At 41.5% G+C, this 20,045-nt stretch carries 13 protein-coding genes; 11 read left to right on the top strand and 2 right to left on the bottom strand.

The genetic code is table 11. The features are described from left to right. The first annotated feature begins 331 nt into the window (after positions 1-331). Positions 332-1,243 carry an LPXTG cell wall anchor domain-containing protein gene (locus tag IW510_RS16845; RefSeq protein ID WP_202061648.1) on the top strand — a complete coding sequence of 304 codons (912 nt, stop codon included), beginning with the start codon at positions 332-334 and terminating at the stop codon, positions 1,241-1,243. A gap of 93 nt (positions 1,244-1,336) precedes the next feature. Further along, positions 1,337-2,527 (top strand): LPXTG cell wall anchor domain-containing protein, encoded by a 1,191-nt coding sequence (locus IW510_RS21610; protein WP_202061647.1) that lies wholly within the window; start codon positions 1,337-1,339, stop codon positions 2,525-2,527. Positions 2,528-3,186: 659 nt separating this feature from the next. Here the strand turns inward: IW510_RS21610 and treP are convergent. Then, positions 3,187-5,181 (bottom strand): PTS system trehalose-specific EIIBC component, encoded by a 1,995-nt coding sequence (gene treP / locus IW510_RS16835; protein WP_202061646.1) that lies wholly within the window; start codon positions 5,179-5,181, stop codon positions 3,187-3,189. 330 nt (positions 5,182-5,511) lie between these two features. On the opposite strand from treP, the gene IW510_RS16830 reads away from it, so the two are divergent. From IW510_RS16830 to gshAB, 4 genes are all read left to right on the top strand, one after another. After that, positions 5,512-8,175 carry a glycoside hydrolase family 65 protein gene (locus IW510_RS16830; protein ID WP_202061641.1) on the top strand — a complete coding sequence of 888 codons (2,664 nt, stop codon included), beginning with the start codon at positions 5,512-5,514 and terminating at the stop codon, positions 8,173-8,175. Beyond that, on the top strand, positions 8,175-8,825 hold the full coding sequence (gene pgmB / locus IW510_RS16825; RefSeq protein ID WP_202061639.1) for a beta-phosphoglucomutase: 651 nt from the start codon (positions 8,175-8,177) through the stop codon (positions 8,823-8,825). Before IW510_RS16830 ends, pgmB begins: the two co-directional genes overlap by 1 nt. A 223-nt stretch (positions 8,826-9,048) precedes the next feature. After that, positions 9,049-9,762, top strand: coding sequence for a trehalose operon repressor (gene treR, locus IW510_RS16820; RefSeq protein ID WP_202061638.1), 714 nt, complete (start codon positions 9,049-9,051; stop codon positions 9,760-9,762). A gap of 230 nt (positions 9,763-9,992) precedes the next feature. Then, a complete protein-coding gene (gene gshAB / locus IW510_RS16815) occupies positions 9,993-12,260 on the top strand; it encodes a bifunctional glutamate--cysteine ligase GshA/glutathione synthetase GshB (protein ID WP_202061637.1) in 2,268 nt (755 codons plus the stop codon). Between the two features lie 86 nt (positions 12,261-12,346). Here the strand turns inward: gshAB and IW510_RS16810 are convergent, their stop codons facing one another. Beyond that, positions 12,347-12,781, bottom strand: coding sequence for a hypothetical protein (locus tag IW510_RS16810; protein WP_202061636.1), 435 nt, complete (start codon positions 12,779-12,781; stop codon positions 12,347-12,349). Between the two features lie 574 nt (positions 12,782-13,355). On the opposite strand from IW510_RS16810, the gene IW510_RS16805 reads away from it, so the two are divergent. From IW510_RS16805 to IW510_RS16785, 5 genes are all read left to right on the top strand, one after another. Then, a complete protein-coding gene (locus IW510_RS16805; protein ID WP_202061634.1) occupies positions 13,356-15,209 on the top strand; it encodes a glycerophosphoryl diester phosphodiesterase membrane domain-containing protein in 1,854 nt (617 codons plus the stop codon). Positions 15,210-15,414: 205 nt separating this feature from the next. Next, complete coding sequence (locus IW510_RS16800; RefSeq protein WP_202061633.1) at positions 15,415-16,092, top strand: response regulator transcription factor; 678 nt, start codon at positions 15,415-15,417, stop codon at positions 16,090-16,092. Position 16,093: 1 nt separating this feature from the next. Next, positions 16,094-17,086 (top strand): sensor histidine kinase, encoded by a 993-nt coding sequence (locus IW510_RS16795; RefSeq protein WP_202061632.1) that lies wholly within the window; start codon positions 16,094-16,096, stop codon positions 17,084-17,086. 188 nt (positions 17,087-17,274) lie between these two features. Beyond that, positions 17,275-18,030, top strand: coding sequence for an ABC transporter ATP-binding protein (locus tag IW510_RS16790; protein WP_202061631.1), 756 nt, complete (start codon positions 17,275-17,277; stop codon positions 18,028-18,030). A gap of 6 nt (positions 18,031-18,036) precedes the next feature. After that, complete coding sequence (locus tag IW510_RS16785; protein WP_202061629.1) at positions 18,037-20,034, top strand: ABC transporter permease; 1,998 nt, start codon at positions 18,037-18,039, stop codon at positions 20,032-20,034. The last annotated feature ends 11 nt before the right edge of the window (positions 20,035-20,045 follow it).

The raw sequence follows: 20,045 nt of genomic DNA, 5'->3' as shown, positions 1-20,045 counted from the left end.
GCGAAGTATAAAACTTCAAATAGTGAAACTTGTATGTAAAGAGCATCGGAAATCCGATGCTCTTTTGTTTTATCTATATATATAAGGATTAAGTTAGACTGACTCTATAAAATGATGCTCAACAATCTTAAGAATTTGTTCAATGATTGCTGGTAAGAGAGAGCACATTGATTGGTTTTTTCAAAGATTGTATAGTTCTGTGGTAGAGGAATGATTTCACATGAATATTAAGAAAACATTAAGAAACAAAAGTGGATGGTCATTATATTTCAGTTGTGTTACAATTATTTCGAATAAGTGACTTATATATTTCTGTTTGGGAGGATTTGAAATGAAAAGGTTAAAGTTGTTGGGGTTAAGCATGTTGGTTGGAGCAATGATAGTTGGTGTACCAAAAGCATATGGTGAGTCAACGGAACCGAATGATTCCGAAGTATCAAGTGAAGAAGTTGTTGAACAGAAGGATGACGATTCCGAAACAGCTGACTTACCTGTGGAAGAGGTAACGCCAGCGATAGAGAACGATGCACAGAGCGATGAAGAGCTGAAATTACTTGATGTCATCTATGATGAGGAGAAGGATCAGATTATCGGTAAAACGGAGCCTGGGGCAACGGTTAGCTGTTATTCTTCTGAAGGAAGCGGCAATGCCGGAATATTCTATGCTGATGAAAATGGGGCATTCATCATTGTTAACCCGCCTGTTGGACAGGTGCAGGTACAGGCAACATCAAAGCTGGATTTAAGAAAAAGCGAACAAGTCACAATTGAAGTAATTAAGAAAATCGGAGAGCCTTCTTTGAAAATCACACAGGTTGTTTACGATTCTGAGACAAAGACATTTTCTGCAGTCACTGCACCAAATGTCACTGTATATATGTATATGCCAAGCACTGGCGGGCAAGGGTTTCTTAACTCAAATGCTGAGGGGAAATTTACGCTGAAGCAGGATTTTGAGCCGGGACAGGAAATAGTCTTTACTGCCATGGGGGCTGAGGGGAAGACTGGGGAGTCCTATCGATTTGTTATTCCTGAGGACGAAGCAGACACAAAGGAAAGTACAGAGAGCACAGATAGTCAAGCTGAGTCAGATGCTAAAACTGCAACAGAAGACTCTGGAGAAAAGAAAGGCTGGTTTCCTCATACGGGAGAAAGTCAAAGAGCAGTTATTCCGATAATAGGCGCTGTTTTATTAGCTTTTACTGGGATATTTTATAGATTCAAGCTGAAGGAAAAAGGCTAATTTGGGAACATATGTAAAAACATTTGTTGTTTATTTCTTTTTTGTTACAAATATGTCTTGTAAGTAATATATCTATAGAAGGGGGTAATTAAAGTGAAAAAGTTAAGAGTATTGGGTGTAGGGCTGCTATTAAGTACAATGTTGGTTGCACCGGGTCAAGTTTTTGCGGAATCTGTTGTAATGGAGAGCGGCGAAAAAATTGAGGTAGCGAGTACTCAGGAAACGAGTGCAGCGGAAGAAAGTACAGAATCCACAGTGGGAACGACGGAAAGTGGAGCAATGACTCAAGAGAATGCAGTGGAGAAAACGGCGACTGTCGACTCAATCGAAAAGAAAGAGACGAAGATAGAAAATGAGCTGAAAATATGGGATGTTGTCTATGATGCAGAAAAAGATCAAATCACTGGGAAGACGGAGCCGAATGCAGATGTACTGATTATCCATGTAGATACAGGAAACTCGAATGGCGGTGTGTTGCTTGCGGATGCTGGTGGAAACTTCACCTATACTAATCCGATTGCCGGCACGATTCGATTTGAAGCTTATCTGGACGGAAGAAAAAGTATCCCTTACGATATTGACGTGAAGAAGGCGAACGTGGTGGCATCTTTGAATATCACAAATGTCACGTACACTATCACAACTCAGACTATTCATGGGTCAACCGCACCAAATGCTGTGGTATATGTATACCTTCCAAGTACAGGGGGTCAAGGGATGGTTGTGGCAAATGATATTGGTCTGTTCAGCGTAACAGATCAGTTTAAGGCAGGTACAGAGGTGATTTTGACAACGGCAGATGAGGCTGGAAATAAGGGAGAGCCTTTCAGCTATACAATTCCTTCTGAAGAAGCGATGGCTTCCTTGAAAATTAGAGATATTTTCTATGATCATGCGACGCAGACATTCACTGGGAAGACGGCACCAAATGCGTCCGTTTATGTATCTGTTATTGGCATAAATCAAAGGGTAGTGGTCCAAGCTGATCAGAATGGTCATTTTGTTGTTACGGATCAGGGCGAGATTCAACCAGGTTGGGTCGTTACGTTCTCTGCCTCTTTAGATAATCTTATTAGCGGCATTTATGAATACACGATTCCCGAAGCGCCGGCAAATGATTTGACAATAGTACCTGTGAAGGATGCAGCAACAAAGCCAACAGGCAAAGAATTTCCTAAAACTGGTGCAACAACAAATATCGCACTTTCGCTTGTTGGGAGCTTTGCGGTTCTTGTAGCAGCTGCAATGATTATTACTCGCAAGCTGGCAGGTAAAAAAGGATAGAAGAGCTTTGGCTGAAATGCAATAAGCTGCTTCATTATAATAGATTCAATCAAGGATTGAGCAAAAGAGTGAATGGAAATTGGAATTGTTGATGTGAAAAAAATACAGAAAATGGACTAGTGCTGATTCAAACGAGCATGGTTGCAACTGTATAACATCGGTATCAAAGGGTGTGTGAAATGGTTGATAGCAAAGAATAAAGCAATCAACCTGGTTCACAGACTCAGCAGAAATAGGTAAAAAAGAGGAATCAGAGAAAGTGGTGTAAATAAATTGCTTAATGGCTGTGTCTTTTAAGGAGAGAGACACAGCTATGGGTGAAAAAGACATGGAGCGTGTCATGCAGCGAATCATTTAGCTGAAGAAGCCTTGGGACTTTTTAGGAGTAGAAATCCCAAGGTAAACAGAGTAAATTATCGTTGGCAATGCTTCATGAGAATGGTAACAGTAGTTTTGATGCAGAAGCAGGAGTGCTTGCTGCAGCAATGATTCAATTTGATGTTGGTTGAAATATGGGAGTATATTCTTAAAAGCAGTAAAATGAAAAATAAGGTTAAGATAAAGTACGGATAGACCACATTATTTCTCTGAGCCTCTTTTTTAATAAATAAAACACAGGAAAGAAATCTAAAATCAGATTCTTTACCTGTGTTTCTTTGTTATTTTGTTGTTACCTGCCCAATTCGGCTATTTTTAAAAGTTGAACCAGTGTTGCTTAATGTAACATCAGCAACATGGTCCATATTTGTCATCACAACGACAACATCCGTACCTTTACCTGCTGCTTTGATTTTTTCGAAATCAACATCAGCGAGTAATGTATCTGAGGTTACACGCTGTCCTTCTTTGACATGGACTTGGAAGGGCTCGCCTTTCAGCTCAACAGTATCCAGTCCAATGTGAACAAGAACCTCAAGCCCTGTATCCGTCAGAATACCAATAGCGTGCTTGGTTTCGAAAATGTTTGTGATTGTACCGGCAACTGGTGCGTAAACTTGTTCACTCACTGGTCGAACAGCGAAGCCGTCGCCCATCATTTTTTTAGAGAAAACGGGATCGTCTACTTCTGCAATCGTGATGACTTCTCCATCAACCGGTGCGTATAATGTTTCTTCTGCGGCAGTTGTAGAAGCTGTTGGTGTTTCTACTGTTTCTGCAGCAAAGCTTTGTGGTACATTACCAGCCATCGCCAATTCATCCGCATATAATTCTCCCGTTGCTTCATCAACAGGATCAAGCTTGTTGAAAATCCCTTGTCTGCGGAAGAACACGGTCAGAACAAATGGCAGTGCGATAGCAATCAGCATAGCGATAGTGAAGGCCAACCAGTCTTGGGCACGAATAGCCAAAATACCTGGTAGACCGCCGACACCAATTGCATTGGCACGGACACCCATCAATGTAGCGAACATTCCTGCCAGACCGGAACCGATCATAGCTGCTACAAATGGGTAAACATATTTCAGGTTGATACCGAACATTGCTGGTTCAGTAACACCAAGATAACAAGAAATCATAGAAGGAATGGAAACCTGTTCCTCTTTTTTATTGCCTCTATGAAGGAAGATAACACCCAATACAGCAGAACCCTGTGCGATATTTGACAGAGCAATCATTGGCCAAAGGTTCGTTGACTGGAAGTCAGCAATCAGTTGTGTATCGATTGCGTTGGTCATATGATGCAATCCTGTGATAACCAAAGGTGCGTATAAGAAGCCGAATACCGCTCCAAACAGCCAGTTGAAGGCTGAAGTAAGTCCTGTATTCACGATATTAGAGATGAAGTTCCCCATCGTCCATCCAATTGGACCTAAAATCACGTGTGCTGCAAAAATTGTTGGCAGTAAAGCGAAGAAAGGAACAAAAATCATGGAAACGGCTTGTGGGATAAACTTACGGAAGAATATCTCCAGATAGGCCAGCATGAAACCAGCCAACATCGCCGGGATAACCTGTGCTTGGTACCCAATCATATCAATTTGAGCAAACCCGAAATCCCAGAAAGGAATGTCAGCCGCCGCAGTACCTGCTACACCATAAGCGTTAAGCAGCTGTGGTGATACCAATGTTATCCCCAACACAATCCCCAGAATTTGAGTGGTCCCCATTTTCTTAGCAATACTCCAAGTGATTCCAACTGGTAAGAAGTGGAAAATTGCTTCACCCGGCAGCCATAGGAAGTGGTTTACCCCGCTCCAAAATTGAGATGTTTCAACGATTGTCTGTCCACCAAGTGAACTGAATTGAATTCCTTCCAATACATTTCGGAAGCCTAGAATCAATCCCCCAACGATAATTGCCGGAATAATTGGTGTAAAAATTTCTGCCAACACGCCGATTGCCCGTTGTACCGGATTCAAGTTTTGCTTTGCAGCTGACTTTCCTTGTTCTTTTGAAACCCCATCGATTCCGGAAACTGCTGAAAAATCGTTAAAGAATAATGGCACATCGTTCCCAATAATCACTTGAAATTGTCCGGCGTTCGTAAACATCCCTTTAACACTTGGAATGTCTTCGATTGCTTTTTCATCAGCTAAAGACGGATCATTCAGTACAAAACGCATACGGGTGGCACAATGACTAACAGCTGCGACGTTCTCTTTACCGCCAATATCTTTTAATAGCTGTTCTGCATCTGCTGTGTATTTACCCATCAGAAAAACTCCTTTCGTTTAACTTGTATACACAAGTTGTTTAATTCGACTTAATAATAACTGCTATCAGAAAAAAATGCAAGCGTTTTACAATAAAAAAATATTTTCTGCTTTATTTTCTAAAAAATAACGATTGACCATTACGAGCTCTCTCAATGTAGATAATAATGATTATGACTGCGTAAGTTAATTGAACAGGTCATACTTTTATATAGTATAAAAAAACATTTGGAAAGAATGATGAAAGAGAGATGATAACGCTTGAAAAAAAGAATCAGTGATTGTATAATGTTTTTGAACATGTATAGACAAGTAAGGGAGAGGCGGCTCATGAAGTATATAACACTAAAAATAGAAAATCAGCAGTTGATTGTGGAGGGAAAGGATAAGCATACCGTTCTGGCTTTTGACGATAGCCAAAGTATTCAGGAAGTTAAGGCTTTTTTGACCAACGAAGTGTTGGATGGCTGTGTGCTTCAGCAAACGAATACTTCTGTTGTATCTGAACAGCTTGATAAGTTTCGTCTGCAGCTGGAGGAAGCATTGAATTTGCCGGTTATTTTTGATACGGAAATCAATTCGTCTATTGAAGCAGCGTTTCAAGAAGAGCGAGAAAGATGCAGTTGGACACTTGTCTATCACGATTTTCGTCAAGGAAAAGATGAATATGCTGCGGAAGCGCTACTGACAACAGGAAATGGCTTTATTGGACTGCGTGGGACAACACCGGAGATGCGGATTACAGACGATACGTACCCAGCCACTTATCTTGCTGGGCTTTATAACACAGCTGTTTCAACAGTTGAAGGTCAGGATATCAAAAATGAGGACTTTGTCAACGCACCGAACTTGCAGTATATTGCTGTTGCTGTTGATGGAGAGGTTCTATCATTCTCAGAAGATACAGTGAAGTTTTTCAAGCGTACATTAGATATGCGTACCGGACTTTTTGAAGCTACTGGTGTTTTTGAATCAGCTTCGGGCAAGCAAGTGAGAATTGTTTCTAGACGTGTAGTAAGTATGGCGAATATGCATGAATACAGTCTTTCCTATCAAGTGACACCGTTGAATTTCAGCGGAACAATTACATTTCTGACAGAAGCGGATGGTTCGGTATTCAACTACAACGTTGCCCGCTATCGCAGCTTAACGAAAGAGCATTTAACAGTATTGGAGACAGCAGCAGAACAATCAAAGAGCCGTTTGGTTGCGAAAACAATGGACTCGGATATCACAATTATTCAGGAGGCGCAGCTGTTCAGCTCGGAGCTTGATTTGTCAGCACTTCAGACAGAGCTAACAGAAGAAAAAGTTATCCAATCGGTTGCTGTAGAAGCAGTGGCTGGTCAGAGCTATACCTTGGAAAAAAGTACAGCTATCCATGTATACAATAAAGAAGAGCAGCAGCTTCACTACAGCTTTGAGCATTTTGAGATTGCTGATTTTTCTGAAATCTATGAGGCATCGGCTAAGGTTTGGGCTGGATATTGGCAGGAAGCAGCAATGAGCGTCGAAGGAGATATGATGTCTGAAAAGATGCTGCATCTGCATACGTATCATATGCTGGTTTCGGGCTCACCGACAGCGAATCCATCACTGGATGTATCTATTACGGCCAGAGGATTGCATGGTGAGGCCTACCGAGGACATATTTTCTGGGATGAGCTGTTTATCTTACCGTTTTACATCATTCATTTTCCGGAAATCGCTCGTCAGTCACTAATGTATCGTTACAATCGATTATCCGCAGCGAAGGCAGATGCTAAGAAGGCAGGCTACCAAGGGGCGATGTTCCCTTGGCAGTCAGGACTGGATGGAACAGAACAATCACAGGAGCTGCATTTAAATCCAATCAGCGGAGAGTGGGGCGAAGACCACAGTCGTCTACAGCGTCATGTATCTCTGGCAATCGCCTATAATGTTTGGTTGTATAACATGAACACTGAAGACCAAGAATTTATGGTGCACTATGGCATCGAGCTTCTGATGGAAATCAGTAAGTTCTGGTTGAGTATTGCAGCGTATGATGAACAAAAACAACGTTATTCAATCTCCGGTGTTATGGGGCCGGATGAGTTTCACGAAGCCTATCCCGAGAGTGAGAAAGGTGGATTGACGGATAATGCCTACACGAATATGATGGTGGTGTGGCTCTTTGAAGAGATTGAAAAACTGTATGCGTCTTATGATGCAGATGAGTTGGTAGCCGTTCAGAAAAAGGTTGGACTGACGAATGATGACTTGGCTCAGATGAACCAAATCAGACAGGAGTTGAATCTGGAAATTGACGCTCAGGGAGTCATTGCCCAATATGATGGGTACTTTGATTTGAAGGAAGTCGATTTTGAGTATTACAGAGAAAAATATGGAAATATTTATCGGATGGATCGTATTCTGCGGGCTGAAGGGCATAGTGCAGACGATTACAAGGTAGCCAAGCAGGCGGATAGTCTGATGATTTTCTATAATTTTCGAAAAGAAACAGTGGATCGAATCTTGGCTGATTTAGGTTATGAACTGCCAGCGGATTATTTGGAAAAGAATCTGGATTATTACTTGTCGAGAACTTCTCATGGCTCAACCTTGTCACGGATTGTTCATGCACAACTGGCTTCAATTGTAGAGGATAAGGAATTGTCTTGGCAGTTATATCAAGAAGCTTTGTATTCTGATTATCAAGATATTCAAGGCGGAACGACTGCAGAGGGCATTCATGCCGGTGTCATGGCGGCAACCCTATTTATTACCTTGACGACCTTTGCTGGTATTGACATTCGCCAAAAGGCATTGGAAATTCACCCGCAGCTGCCGGAAAAATGGCAGAAGCTTACTTTCCGCTTGAATATTCGCAATGTGCATTATCAAGTGATGATTGACAAAGAAAAAATTTGTATTGAAGCAGACCAATCGGTTTCTCTCACAGTTGGCGGCAGAGCCGTTTCCCTGACTAGTGGTCAGCCTAAAGAAATATTCTATGAAGGAGTCAACGTGTAATGAAAAAAGGATTCATTTTTGACTTAGATGGTGTCATTACTGACACGGCAAAATATCATTATCTGGCGTGGAAGGATTTGGCGGAATCAATTGGTATTACGATTGACTTAGTATTTAATGAACAGCTGAAAGGCATCAGCCGCATGGACTCCTTGGACCGAATCTTGGTCTTTGGCGGAAAATCTGATGATTTTTCACAAGTAGAAAAGGAACAGATGGCTAAACAAAAAAATGATCACTATGTCGAATTGTTGGCATCTCTGACGCCGGAGGATTTACTTCCCGGAGTCAAAGAGTTTATGGCACAGGCGAAGGCGAAAGACATTCCTTGTGCGTTAGCCTCAGCTTCAAAAAATGCACCGGTTATTTTAGAAAAGCTGGGTGTCTTGGAGGACTTCCGCTATATTGTTGATCCGGATAGTCTGGCAAAAGGCAAGCCTGACCCTGAGATTTTCTTTAAAGCGGCGGAAGCTCTGGCAATCAGTCCGCAGGAGGCTGTCGGTTTTGAAGATGCGCAAGCTGGCATTGATGCCATTAATGCCGCTGGGATGTATGCTGTCGGCGTTATTGAAGAAGGTCCTTTATCTGGGGCAAACCAGCTGGTTCATCGATTGGATGAACTGGACATTGATCAGCTGTTGGCAAAATAGAAAACGAATCGTCACTTAGAAATTTTGGAGGCTGGGACATGTGAATGTTTCAGCCCTTTTGTTTTTTAGCAGAGGTATTCACGAATTTTGTTAGAAAGATATCGATGAGAAGAGTGAGCTTTTGGTTATTATTGAGCGAGGTAAAAAAGTAACCGCTTTAAGAAAGGTTGCAGTTTAATTTAGGAGACATTATAATAACTATCGACGGAGGTAGGAGATAGTGATGAATAAATTTAATGAGATTTTTCTGGATTTGGAGAAGAAAATCCTGGCAGGGGAATATCCGGCGCACACTCTTTTGCCGAGTGAAAATCAGCTGATTCAGGTCTATGGCGTTTCGCGGGAAACGATTCGTAAGGCGCTGAATCTATTGCTGAATGCGGGGTACATACAAAAGAAGCAGGGAAAAGGCTCGATTGTCTTGGATCTCAACCGCTTTGATTTTCCCATTGCCGGTTTGACAAGTTATAAAGAGCTGCAGGAAACGCAGCGAATCCCAAGTGAAACGATTGTTCGCGTGTTGGAAGAGGTGCCGGTTACTGAGAAGCTGAATGAGAAGACCGCTTGGACAGTAGGCGAAAAAGCCTGGAAGCTGATTCGACAGCGAAAGATTGATGGCGAAATTGCTATCTTGGATAAGGATTATTTGCTGCAGTCTGTTGTTCCCGAGCTGCCTGAGGAAAGAGCGCAGGACTCAATTTACGAATATTTTGAGAACGATTTGAAGCTGGCAATTTCGTATGCGCAGAAGGAAATCACTGTAGAGCCTGTTACCCAAGAGATGCAGGAGCTGATGACCTTGCATGGCGATAGCCATGTTGTTGTTGTTCGAAGCTTGGTCTATTTAGAAGATACGACTTGCTTTGAATACACAGAATCGATTCACCGATTGGATAAATTCCGCTTTATTGAATTTGCCCGTCGTAGGAAAGGTTAGGGAAAACTGAAGAGGAAGGGCGCAATGGCTGTTTCATGTTGTGCTCTTTCTTTTGTTTTGGTTACAGAGTAGAACGTCTAAACACTATACTTGGGTGTATTTTGTGGTTGAATAAAGCCTGTTTCTTTAGGCAGTTTGTTTTTATTAAACAGAAAGATTCTCTTTCCTGCTGTTTTTCTATATAATAGTAAGTGATGTGAATAATTCGACAGACGGAAAGGCGAAAATGAATGAAGATAAAAGAGTTATTAATCAAAACTGACGTGCGGCCCTATGCGATGTCTGCTCGTTTTGGATTAGAAAAAGAAAGTCAGCGCGTGACATTGGATGGCGTGCTTGCACAAACGGATCATCCGCAAGTATTAGGTGACCGCTCCTACCATCCATATATTCAAACCGATTTCAGCGAAACGCAGATGGAGCTGATTACACCTGTAGGGGACTCGATTATGGAGACGTTGCGTTATCTAGCGGCGGTTCATGATGTTGCTATTCGCTCAACAGGGAAAAATGAAATGCTTTGGCCGTTAAGCATGCCGCCAAGATTGCCTGAGAATGATCGGGATATTAAGATTGCCAAGCTGGAAAAATATGAAGATGTCCTCTATCGACGGTATCTGGCGAGAGAATATGGGAAAAGAAAACAGATGGTTAGTGGTATCCATTTTAACTTTGAATATGGAGAAGAGCTGATTGACCGACTATATGACGCACAGGAAGAGTATACTTCAATAGAGTCGTTTAAGAATGTGCTGTACATGAAAGCTTCCCGTAATTATCTGCGCTATCGCTGGTTGATTACGTATTTATTTGGTGCTTCCCCAGTCAGTGAATGGGGCTATTTTACAGATGAAGAGAATCGTCCAACGGAACCGGTTCGAAGTATCCGTAACAGCTCATTTGGTTATCGGAATCGAGAAGATGTGAAGGTTTCTTATGTTTCTTTAGAGAAGTATACAGATGACATTCAGACAATGGTGGAAAATGGCATTCTATCTGAAGAAAAAGAGTTTTATGCACCGGTTCGACTAAGAGGCGGCAAGTGTATGGCGGATCTCCCGAAAAAAGGAATTCGTTATATCGAGCTTAGAAATATTGATTTAAATCCATTTGCGCCAATGGGGATTGATGAGGATACCATGCGATTCATGCATCTGTTTATGCTGTTTCTGTTATGGACAGATGAAAAAGAGAAGGCAGATGAATGGGTAGCAACAGGAGAGCTGTTGAATGAGCAGATTGCATTGACTCATCCATTTGCTCAAATCACCTTGCCGGCAGAAGGGGATCGCATTTTTTCTGAGATGATGGATATGGTTACTGAGCTGGGCATTTATGGACAGAAAGAGCTGCTGACAGGCTATCAAGAACAGCTTCGAATGCCGGAAATGACGATTTCAGGAAAAATGTGGACAATCATTGAAGCGAATTCCAACACAGAGCTGGGAATTGTCTATGGCAAGGAGTATCAATCCATTGCCTTTGAACGCCCTTATCAATTGGCAGGCTTCCGTAATATGGAGCTGTCAACACAACTGTTTCTATTTGATGCGATTCAAAAAGGACTAGAGGTAGACATTTTAGACGAAAATGAACAGTTCTTAAGATTGCAGCATGGGGATCATGTGGAGTATGTAAAAAATGCCAACATGACGAGTCTGGATACTTATGTCGTGCCATTAATTATGGAAAATAAAACGGTAACAAAAAAGATTTTGAAGCAGGCAGGTTTCCGGGTGCCATCCGGAGATGAATTTACCTCACTGGAGGAAGCAGAACGTGCCTATCTGAAATACGAAAATCAAGCATTTGTAGTGAAGCCGAAATCAACAAATTATGGTGTCGGAATATCTATCTTCAAGGATGGCGCTTCAGGTAAGGATTATCTTGAGGCATTGTCTCTTGCGTTTAAAGAGGACACATCAATTTTGATTGAAGAATTTATGGAAGGAACAGAATATCGTTTCTTTGTACTTGATAATGAGGTAAAAGCGATTCTGTTGAGAATCCCGGCGAACGTTGTCGGTGATGGGGTTCGATCTGTGGAAGAGCTGGTGGCGGAAAAGAATCTGCACCCGCTTCGAGGCAGTAACCATCGGGCACCGCTTGAGTTGATTCAATTAGGAGAGCTGGAACGTCTGATGCTGAAGGAACAGGGGATGATGATTCATTCCATTCCGGAAAAAAATCAGGTTGTCTATCTACGAGAAAACTCTAATATCAGTACCGGAGGAGACTCGATTGATGTAACCGATCAATTTGATGAGAGCTACAAACAGCTGGCAATCGAGGCTGTGGCAGCTTTGGGAGCAAGAATCTGTGGAATCGATTTAATTATTCCGGATAAGACAATTCCTGCAAATAAGAAAGCGCAAAATTATGGGATTATCGAAGCCAATTTCAACCCAGCCATGCATATGCATATCTACCCTTATTCCGGGACTGGAAGAAAGCTGACGATGGACGTGTTAAAGCTACTCTATCCGGAGCTGTTTTAAGCTAATAATAAAATCGCCCGATGGCCAAGCCATCGGGCGATTTCTGTCTATAGATATTCAGCGTTTTACTTTATTAAATAAGCTTATTATTCATTCATGGTTATTTTTCCCTGCCCTGAACGATAGGTAATCACTACCGAGCCTTCAAAATCCTTTGGAGCAGTTACATCGACGAGAACAATATGGTCATCGGTTACCGATTCTGCCCCAAGCTGATTGACTAGATTGCCATCCACCTCTTGGGTATCCGCAGTAGGGATAAAGCCTTCTTCATCCATCAGATATGTCATATATTCCACTATCTCTTCTTCACTGATACTGCCTTTTTGATAGGTAATCTCAGTTGTCCGAACGTCATTTTTGATACTGCTGTTTGTACCGGTAATTTTCTTCTCTCCTATTACTTTGTAGATAGAAGGAATCTTATCATCGTTTACTTCAATTTCTTCCGCTGTGCTGGAGGCACAGCCTGTTAATACTACCAGTATTACCCCTAATAACCAGACCCGCATTGTTTTCATTCTTTTCTCTCCCTATTAAGCAATATTTATGATTCAAAGAGTCTGCTGCTCTTCTTCCGATAAAACCCAGCTCCTCTTTGAATAACAAGTATAGCATAGGGGAGATGCCCGTTAAAAGAGGCAGTAAGTACTTTATATAAAGCAGCTGAAATTCACAGGCTGTTTTTTCTCGAGAAAATAAAATGGATAAGACCAGATACTGTCTTATCCATAGGGCTTTAGTTTTTACTGCTTTATCTTCCTGGCTCTTATCTGAAGATGTTGAAGAAATTAGATGTTACAGTTAACCAATATTGAACGATATCAATCCACATTTGCATACCCCTCCTTACTTTTTATAACATAATTCTAACATTATTTCTGTCGTATGTTAATACTTATTTTAATATTTGTTAAAAAAATGTTACAAGCTGTGTTATGAGCTATTACTTCTTCAGTTGAAAGATAAATTTTTCAAGTAGAAGGAGTAATTTCTGTTTGCGGAAATAAGAATAAAGTCGATGAGTGCTATTTTTTTCGAATGCTCTTTCTAAAACTGAGGTATAATAAGCTTGGGGATAACGAACGTTATAAAATGAAGATGAAAAGGTGGCACATGATGGGGAGAGAAGTAAATAAACAGTTACTATTCAAGGGGATTGGTCGGCTAGCATTATTCATGTTAGTGGTCAATATTGGTCATCGCCTGATTTTACAACCAATAACAAATGCAATTTTCTTTATGGCACTGCAAACAACAGGATATCAGGTACTATTTAATCAAGATATGTTATCATTTTTTACCACACCGCAAGCGATTGTAGCGACACTTTTAATCATTGGTGTTGCTTCTTATGCTGCTTATTTTGAATTTTCAGTGATTGTCATTTTAAGTCAATACCTGAAAGGTGGAACGCTGCTCTCATTAAAGGATGCTGTAAAAAAGGCGTTGACGACTTTTTCCAGCTTACGCGGCGTGAGCCTTATCGGTTACTTTGTCTATGTATTTATCTTTCTGCCTATCTCAGGTATGGGATTGAGCAGTGCGCTATTTTCGCGTTTTCAGATACCCAATTTTATTACTGGGGAATTAGCAAAGAATAATTGGGGAAGTGCTGTAATTGTGCTTATCTATGCATTGATTACCCTGCTTTTCTTTCTGTTCATCTACACGATACCGATGATGATTTTGGAACAGTGGCGGTTTTTCAAAGCGTTTAAGGCAAGTATCAGCTATGTCTGGAAGAAAAAGAGACAAATATATAAACTGTTTGCTCTATATAGTGTTGTTTGGCTGCTGGTAGACTGGCTGCCTCGGGAAATTTTTTTCAGATTTCTTCATTCGACAACCATTAGCGTCGAAGCTATTTATCAGAGCTATCGGCTCTCGTTACCAACAGTTGGGTTTGGTCTGATTTGGCTATTTTATTATTTAGGAAAATTCGTTCTGATGCCGGTACTTCTGTCGATTGTTGTGATGTCATATACACCGAAAAATCAACAGGTGATTGATTTGAAGCAAGAGCAGATAGTAGACAGCAAGCTGTCAGCCGCACAGAAATCAATGGTTGTTTTTGGCAAACGATTGACTAGAAAGAAAGGCGCTGCTGCATTGTTGGCGGTTCTCCTTATAGTTCCGACAGCTTTATCGATGTATCGAATGGTAGAAAGTGCGGAGGATCTTCATGAACCGATTGTTATCGGACATCGAGGCAGTGTTGCGGGGGTTGAAAATTCGCTTGCGGCAGTTCAAGGAGCGATTGATGCTAAGGCGGAGTATGCAGAGATTGATATTTTATTATCCGCAGACGGTATTCCGATGGTTATTCATGATGATTCATTGAATCGTTTGGCAGGAATCGGAAAGTCTGTTCATGAACTGACAGCCAAAGAACTGGGACAGGTTGTGTTGAAGCAAAACGGGATGATTGGTGAAATTGCGACGCTGGAAGAAGTTATCCAGTTGGCGAAGGGAAAAATCAATTTGGCAGTCGAGCTGAAGCAGCATGGTCACGAGGAGAAAAATCTTGTGGATGAGGTGGCAGCAGTGTTGCAGGAATACAACCTATTGGAGGAATCGATTTTCCTATCATTGGACTATAAATTAGTCAATGAAATGAATACCAAACATCCTGAAACCATCAGCGGGTATTGTATCTTTGGCGGTCTGGGTGTTCTTAATCCGAATGTAATCCGCACGATGAATATTGATTTTGTCTTTATTGAGGAATGGATGGCTACCAGAGAAAATCTGATGGAATTTCGTCGAGCTTGGCTGCCTGTGTATGTTTGGACAGTCAATCAGAAGGAAAGCATGCGTCAGTTACTTGATTTGGGTGTACTGGGTTTAGTGACAGACTATCCAGAGTGGGGAACAGAAACAGTCAATGAGTTTCAAAAGGAAACCAACAGAATCTATCTGAAGGATGAGGACTGGGAGCGAGAGTAGTATCAAAGAGTTACTATGGCGTGCAACGAGCTGAAAAGGGAGATGGGTTGGGACTTAGCGTGTTCCGTCTGTCTTTCTTTTTTTTGACGAGTGCATAATTTTCATTGAAAGGGTCTATTGTCTTTTTAGTTTTTGGTTGGAACAAAGCGTTCATGTGGTAAACTGAAAAAGACGTAGTTGAGTAACAGGTAGAGGAGAGCAGCAGATGAAGAAACTATTTATTGTAGAAGATGATAGCAGAATTGTTGAGACTTTAGTGTCTTTTTTAGAAAAATGGAATTTTGAGGTACAGGCGGTAACTGATTTTCAACAGGTAGTGGCAGACTTCGAAGCATGTCAGCCTGATTTGGTGATTTTGGATATTTCACTGCCTTTTTATAATGGCTACCATTGGTGTAATGAAATTCGCAAACAGTCTGATGTACCTATTGTTTTTCTGTCATCTGCTAACGATAATATGAATATTGTGATGGCGATGAATATGGGGGCCGACGATTTTATCGCAAAGCCCTTTGATTTGGAAGTTCTTGTCGCAAAAATACAGGCAATTCTAAGAAGAAACCCCAGCTTCACAGATAAAAGAACGTTGAGCTACGGGGAGTATGTGTTGGATTTAGAAGCCTTTGAGGTCTGCCTACTGGATACATGTGTCCCGGTGACGATGAATGAAACAAAAATATTGGATTTGCTTTTTCAACAGCCGGAAAAGGTTATTGCCAAGGAGCTGATTATGGAAAAGCTTTGGGAAAATGAGGCATTTGTGGATGGCAATACGCTGTCTGTTAACATGGCTCGGTTGCGAAAAAAGGTCAGCGACATTGGATTAGATGCCTATATTCAAACAAAAAAAGGAGCAGGGTATCGTTTAGGAAAGGAAGAGTAGGATGAAGCTATTTTTTCGCTATTTATCTGATAGAAGATTTACACTTTTGACCTATCTGGGCATGGTGGCCTTATTTGTCAGTACGTTTTTCCTTTATGGTGTTCCTTTTGAGGTGTATGCGGATGCGGTGCTGTTTTCAGGTTTTCTGCTGGTGATTATGGCAAGTATTCAATACTATCGCTACCGAGAGCAGCACTTGAAGCTGGAAAATGGGAAAAAGGCTGTTCAGCTATATGTGCAGAGTCACCAAAGGCAACGTCTACTGATTGAAGAGGACTACGAAGAGCTGCTGGCGCTTTTGGATCGCGAATGTCGGGAGGATGTCAGTGCGTCAAAGCAGGCCAATTATCGTTTGATGGATTACTACAGTATGTGGAGTCATCAAATCAAGACACCATTAGCTGTGTTGAACCTAAAAATGCAGGAAAACCAGCTGGATCATACCGTATTGAAACAGGAGCTGTTTAAAATCGATCAGTATCTGGATATGATGCTGCAGTATTTACGCTTAAATCATACAGAGACAGATTTTGTTTTTGAAGAAGTGAACATTGATCAGCTAATTAAGGACACCGTGAAGAAATATGCGACGTTCTTTATTTATCAAGAGCTGTCTTTTTCATTGGAAGAAACAGGACAGGTTGTTATCAGCGATAAAAAGTGGTTAGGCTTTGTCTTAGAGCAGATTCTTCTGAATGCGATTAAGTACACACGCTCAGGTGGGATTCGTATCTATAGTAATCCGAACAAGCCAAAAGAGCTTGTGATTGAGGATACAGGTATTGGTATCTTACAGGAGGATATTGATCGGGTCTTTGAAAAGGGCTATACAGGCTACAATGGACACAATCATCAGAAAGCGACTGGGCTGGGGCTTTATATGAGTCGTGAAATTATGCGAAAGCTGGGACATCAGATTCATCTAACCTCTGAGGTGGGCACTGGAACAAAGGTTTGGCTGAACTTGAGCCAGCATCGTTATCAAATGGAATGAACCTTACATCATTGTAAGTGCAGCAGCCGAAGTGTAAGTAGCTTTCGACTGCTGTTTTGTTTACCATAAAAGAGAAGAAAACGAGAGGCGGTTACAAGGCCTTTTCGGGTGACAGTCTAGGTATATAGTTGATGGGTGATGTACGAAGTCAGAAGGGCTGTCGCGATTTTATCAAAGGGGGAACAAAGATGACAATGCTAGAGGTAACACATATACAAAAGGTGTATCAGACTCGTTTCGGCGGTAATCAGGTAACAGCCTTAAAAGACATCTCTTTTCAAGTGGAAGAGGGAGAGTATATTGCAATCATGGGGGAATCAGGTTCAGGAAAGAGTACGTTGCTAAATATTTTAGCGACATTGGATATGCCGACACAGGGCTCGGTTATGCTGAAGGGAAAAAATATTACTGAGATTCCGGAAGGAAAGCTGGCTGCTTTTCGTAGAGAAAATCTAGGCTTTGTTTTTCAGGACTTTAATCTATTAGATAATTTTTCTGTAAAGGATAATATTTTTCTACCGCTGGTGCTGTCAAAAACATCAGTCAGCGAAATGACACAGCGGCTGCAGCCGTTGGCAGAGGTTTTAGGTATTGCAGAGCTAGTGGAAAAATACCCTTATGAAATCTCAGGCGGGCAAAAACAGCGGGTGGCAGTAGCCAGAGCCTTGATTACCAAGCCGCAGATTATATTAGCGGATGAACCGACGGGGGCGCTGGATTCCAAGAGTGCGGAAAATCTGCTCGGTCTGTTTCAGGAAATTAATCAGCAGAACCAGACAATTTTAATGGTTACCCATAGTGCTTTGGCGGCAAGCAGAGCCAATCGTATTTTGTTTATTAAGGATGGGCAGGTATTCCATCAGCTATATAGAGGGCAGCGCACGAATGAGCAGCTGTTTGAAGAAATCTCAAAAACAATGACTACATTGCTGGCGAAGGGGTGAGGGAGCATGCTGTATTCACGGTTAGCATACAATAATTTAAAAAAGAATCGCACCGTTTATATTCCCTTTGGCCTGGCAACGATATTCACGGTTGTACTGAATATCATCATGCAGGTGATGCTGCATAATGAAGGGATGAATTCTCTGCCGCAGGCAATGTCTGTGAAGGCAATGTTCAGCTTCGGCAGCGTAGTCATCATGGTCTTTTCAGTGGTTTTTACATTCTATACACATAGCTTCTTAATCAAGCGCAGAAAAAAAGAACTGGGACTATACAATATTTTAGGGATGGATAAGGGCAATCTAACCATCATGATGCTGTTTGAAAACCTGTATACTTTTTTGATTGTGATGGTCGGTGGCGTTATCTCCGGTGTGATTTTTTCTAAGCTGATGTTTTTAGTATTGAAAAAGCTGACAGGGTTCGGGAACGAGTTTGTCTTTGACTTATCTCTAGCCTCGCTGCTACGAGTGGTGAGTCTCTTTGCGGGAATTTTTCTGGTAACCTTCCTTTATGATATGTGGGAGGTTCGTAAAACAAAACCGATTGAACTGCTGGGGCAGGCAAAATCCGGCGAAAAGGAGCCAAAAGCGAAATGGATACTGGCTATTCTAGGTATCGGTTGTCTGGCTGCCGGCTATGGTATTTCTTTAACGATTCAATCACCGGTAGAGGCATTGACATTATTTTTTGTCGCTGTAATTTTGGTAATCATCGGTACGTATAGCTTGTTTGTTGCAGGAAGTATTACCCTATTGAAATTTTTGAAGAATAGAGAGAGCTTTTACTACAAACCATCAAATTTCATTTCTATCTCAAGTATGATTTTTAGAATGAAGCAAAATGGTGCGGGGCTGGCAACTATCTGTATTCTATGTACGATGGCGCTGGTAACAATTTCTACAACAGTGTCGCTTTATGTTGGACGCGAGGACATGATTAAGAATCGGAATCCGTTCCAAAACTCCATCAGTGCTAATCTTCCGGCTGAAGAGGTAGAAGCAATGGTCGAAGAGACGGCTCAAGCGAATCAGACGACCGTTAAGAATCTGCAATATATTACTTCTTCTTCAAATGTAGTGACAGTAAAAAAATCTACGGGTGTCTATCAACCGGAAGCTGAATCAATCAGCAATTACGGCAGCGTTAATGGGTTTCAGTTTATCAAAGTAAGTGAATACAATCGTGTGGAACAGACGAATGAGCAGTTGAATCAAAACGAGGTCATTTTGTATCCGGTCTATGGCGGTTATGATGAATCGACAATAACGGTTGGTTCGCAGACATTTACAGTGAAGGACGTGCCGGAAGAATTTGTTCTGTCACCTAAAAAGGAAGATGAAACGTTAAAAGGGTTTCTGGTCTTTGTGCCTGATGAGCAGTTCGAGCAAATTTTGACAGCAGTAGAGCAGGACTTTGAAAAAAGTGCCTTTACCTTTTCCCGTGAGCTTGAGACTAGTGTGCTCTTTGAACTGGATGGTTCCGTAGAAAAACGAGTGGCCGTTGTGGAAGCTCTTCGTAATGAGTTTAATGTACTTGCACAACAAGCGGGTATGGAAGAGTTGGATGTGACGGTTTCCTCTATTGATGAGGATCGTGAATCAAACCGTGTGATGATGGGCGGCTTTCTATTTATTGGTGTAATCTTTGGTCTGAGCTTTATTATTGCGACGACATTGATTATTTTCTACAAGCAGATTTCCGAAGGCAACGACGACCACGACCGATTTGAAATCATGCAGAAGGTTGGTTTAAGTCATAAAGAGGTGCACAAAACGATTCAGCACCAGATTTTATTAGTCTTCTTTCTGCCGATTGTGGTGGCAGTAATTCATTTGTCCTTTGCTTTTCCTATTATCAAAAAGCTGCTGGTTCTATTCGGCTTGACGAATGGTTCATTGCTGTTGATGACAACAACGATTTGCGTAGGAATTTTCGTTCTTTGCTACTTCATTATCTATTGGCGGACTTCCAAGGTTTATTATCGTTTAGTTGAAAGGTAAAAATAAAGTGT

It is taken from the genome of Enterococcus sp. BWR-S5, from assembly GCF_016745255.1.
In the GTDB taxonomy this organism is placed as follows: Bacteria; Bacillota; Bacilli; order Lactobacillales; family Enterococcaceae; genus Enterococcus_L.
Note: the sequence above shows the minus strand (reverse complement) of the source record. Positions and strands in the feature narration are given on the sequence as shown.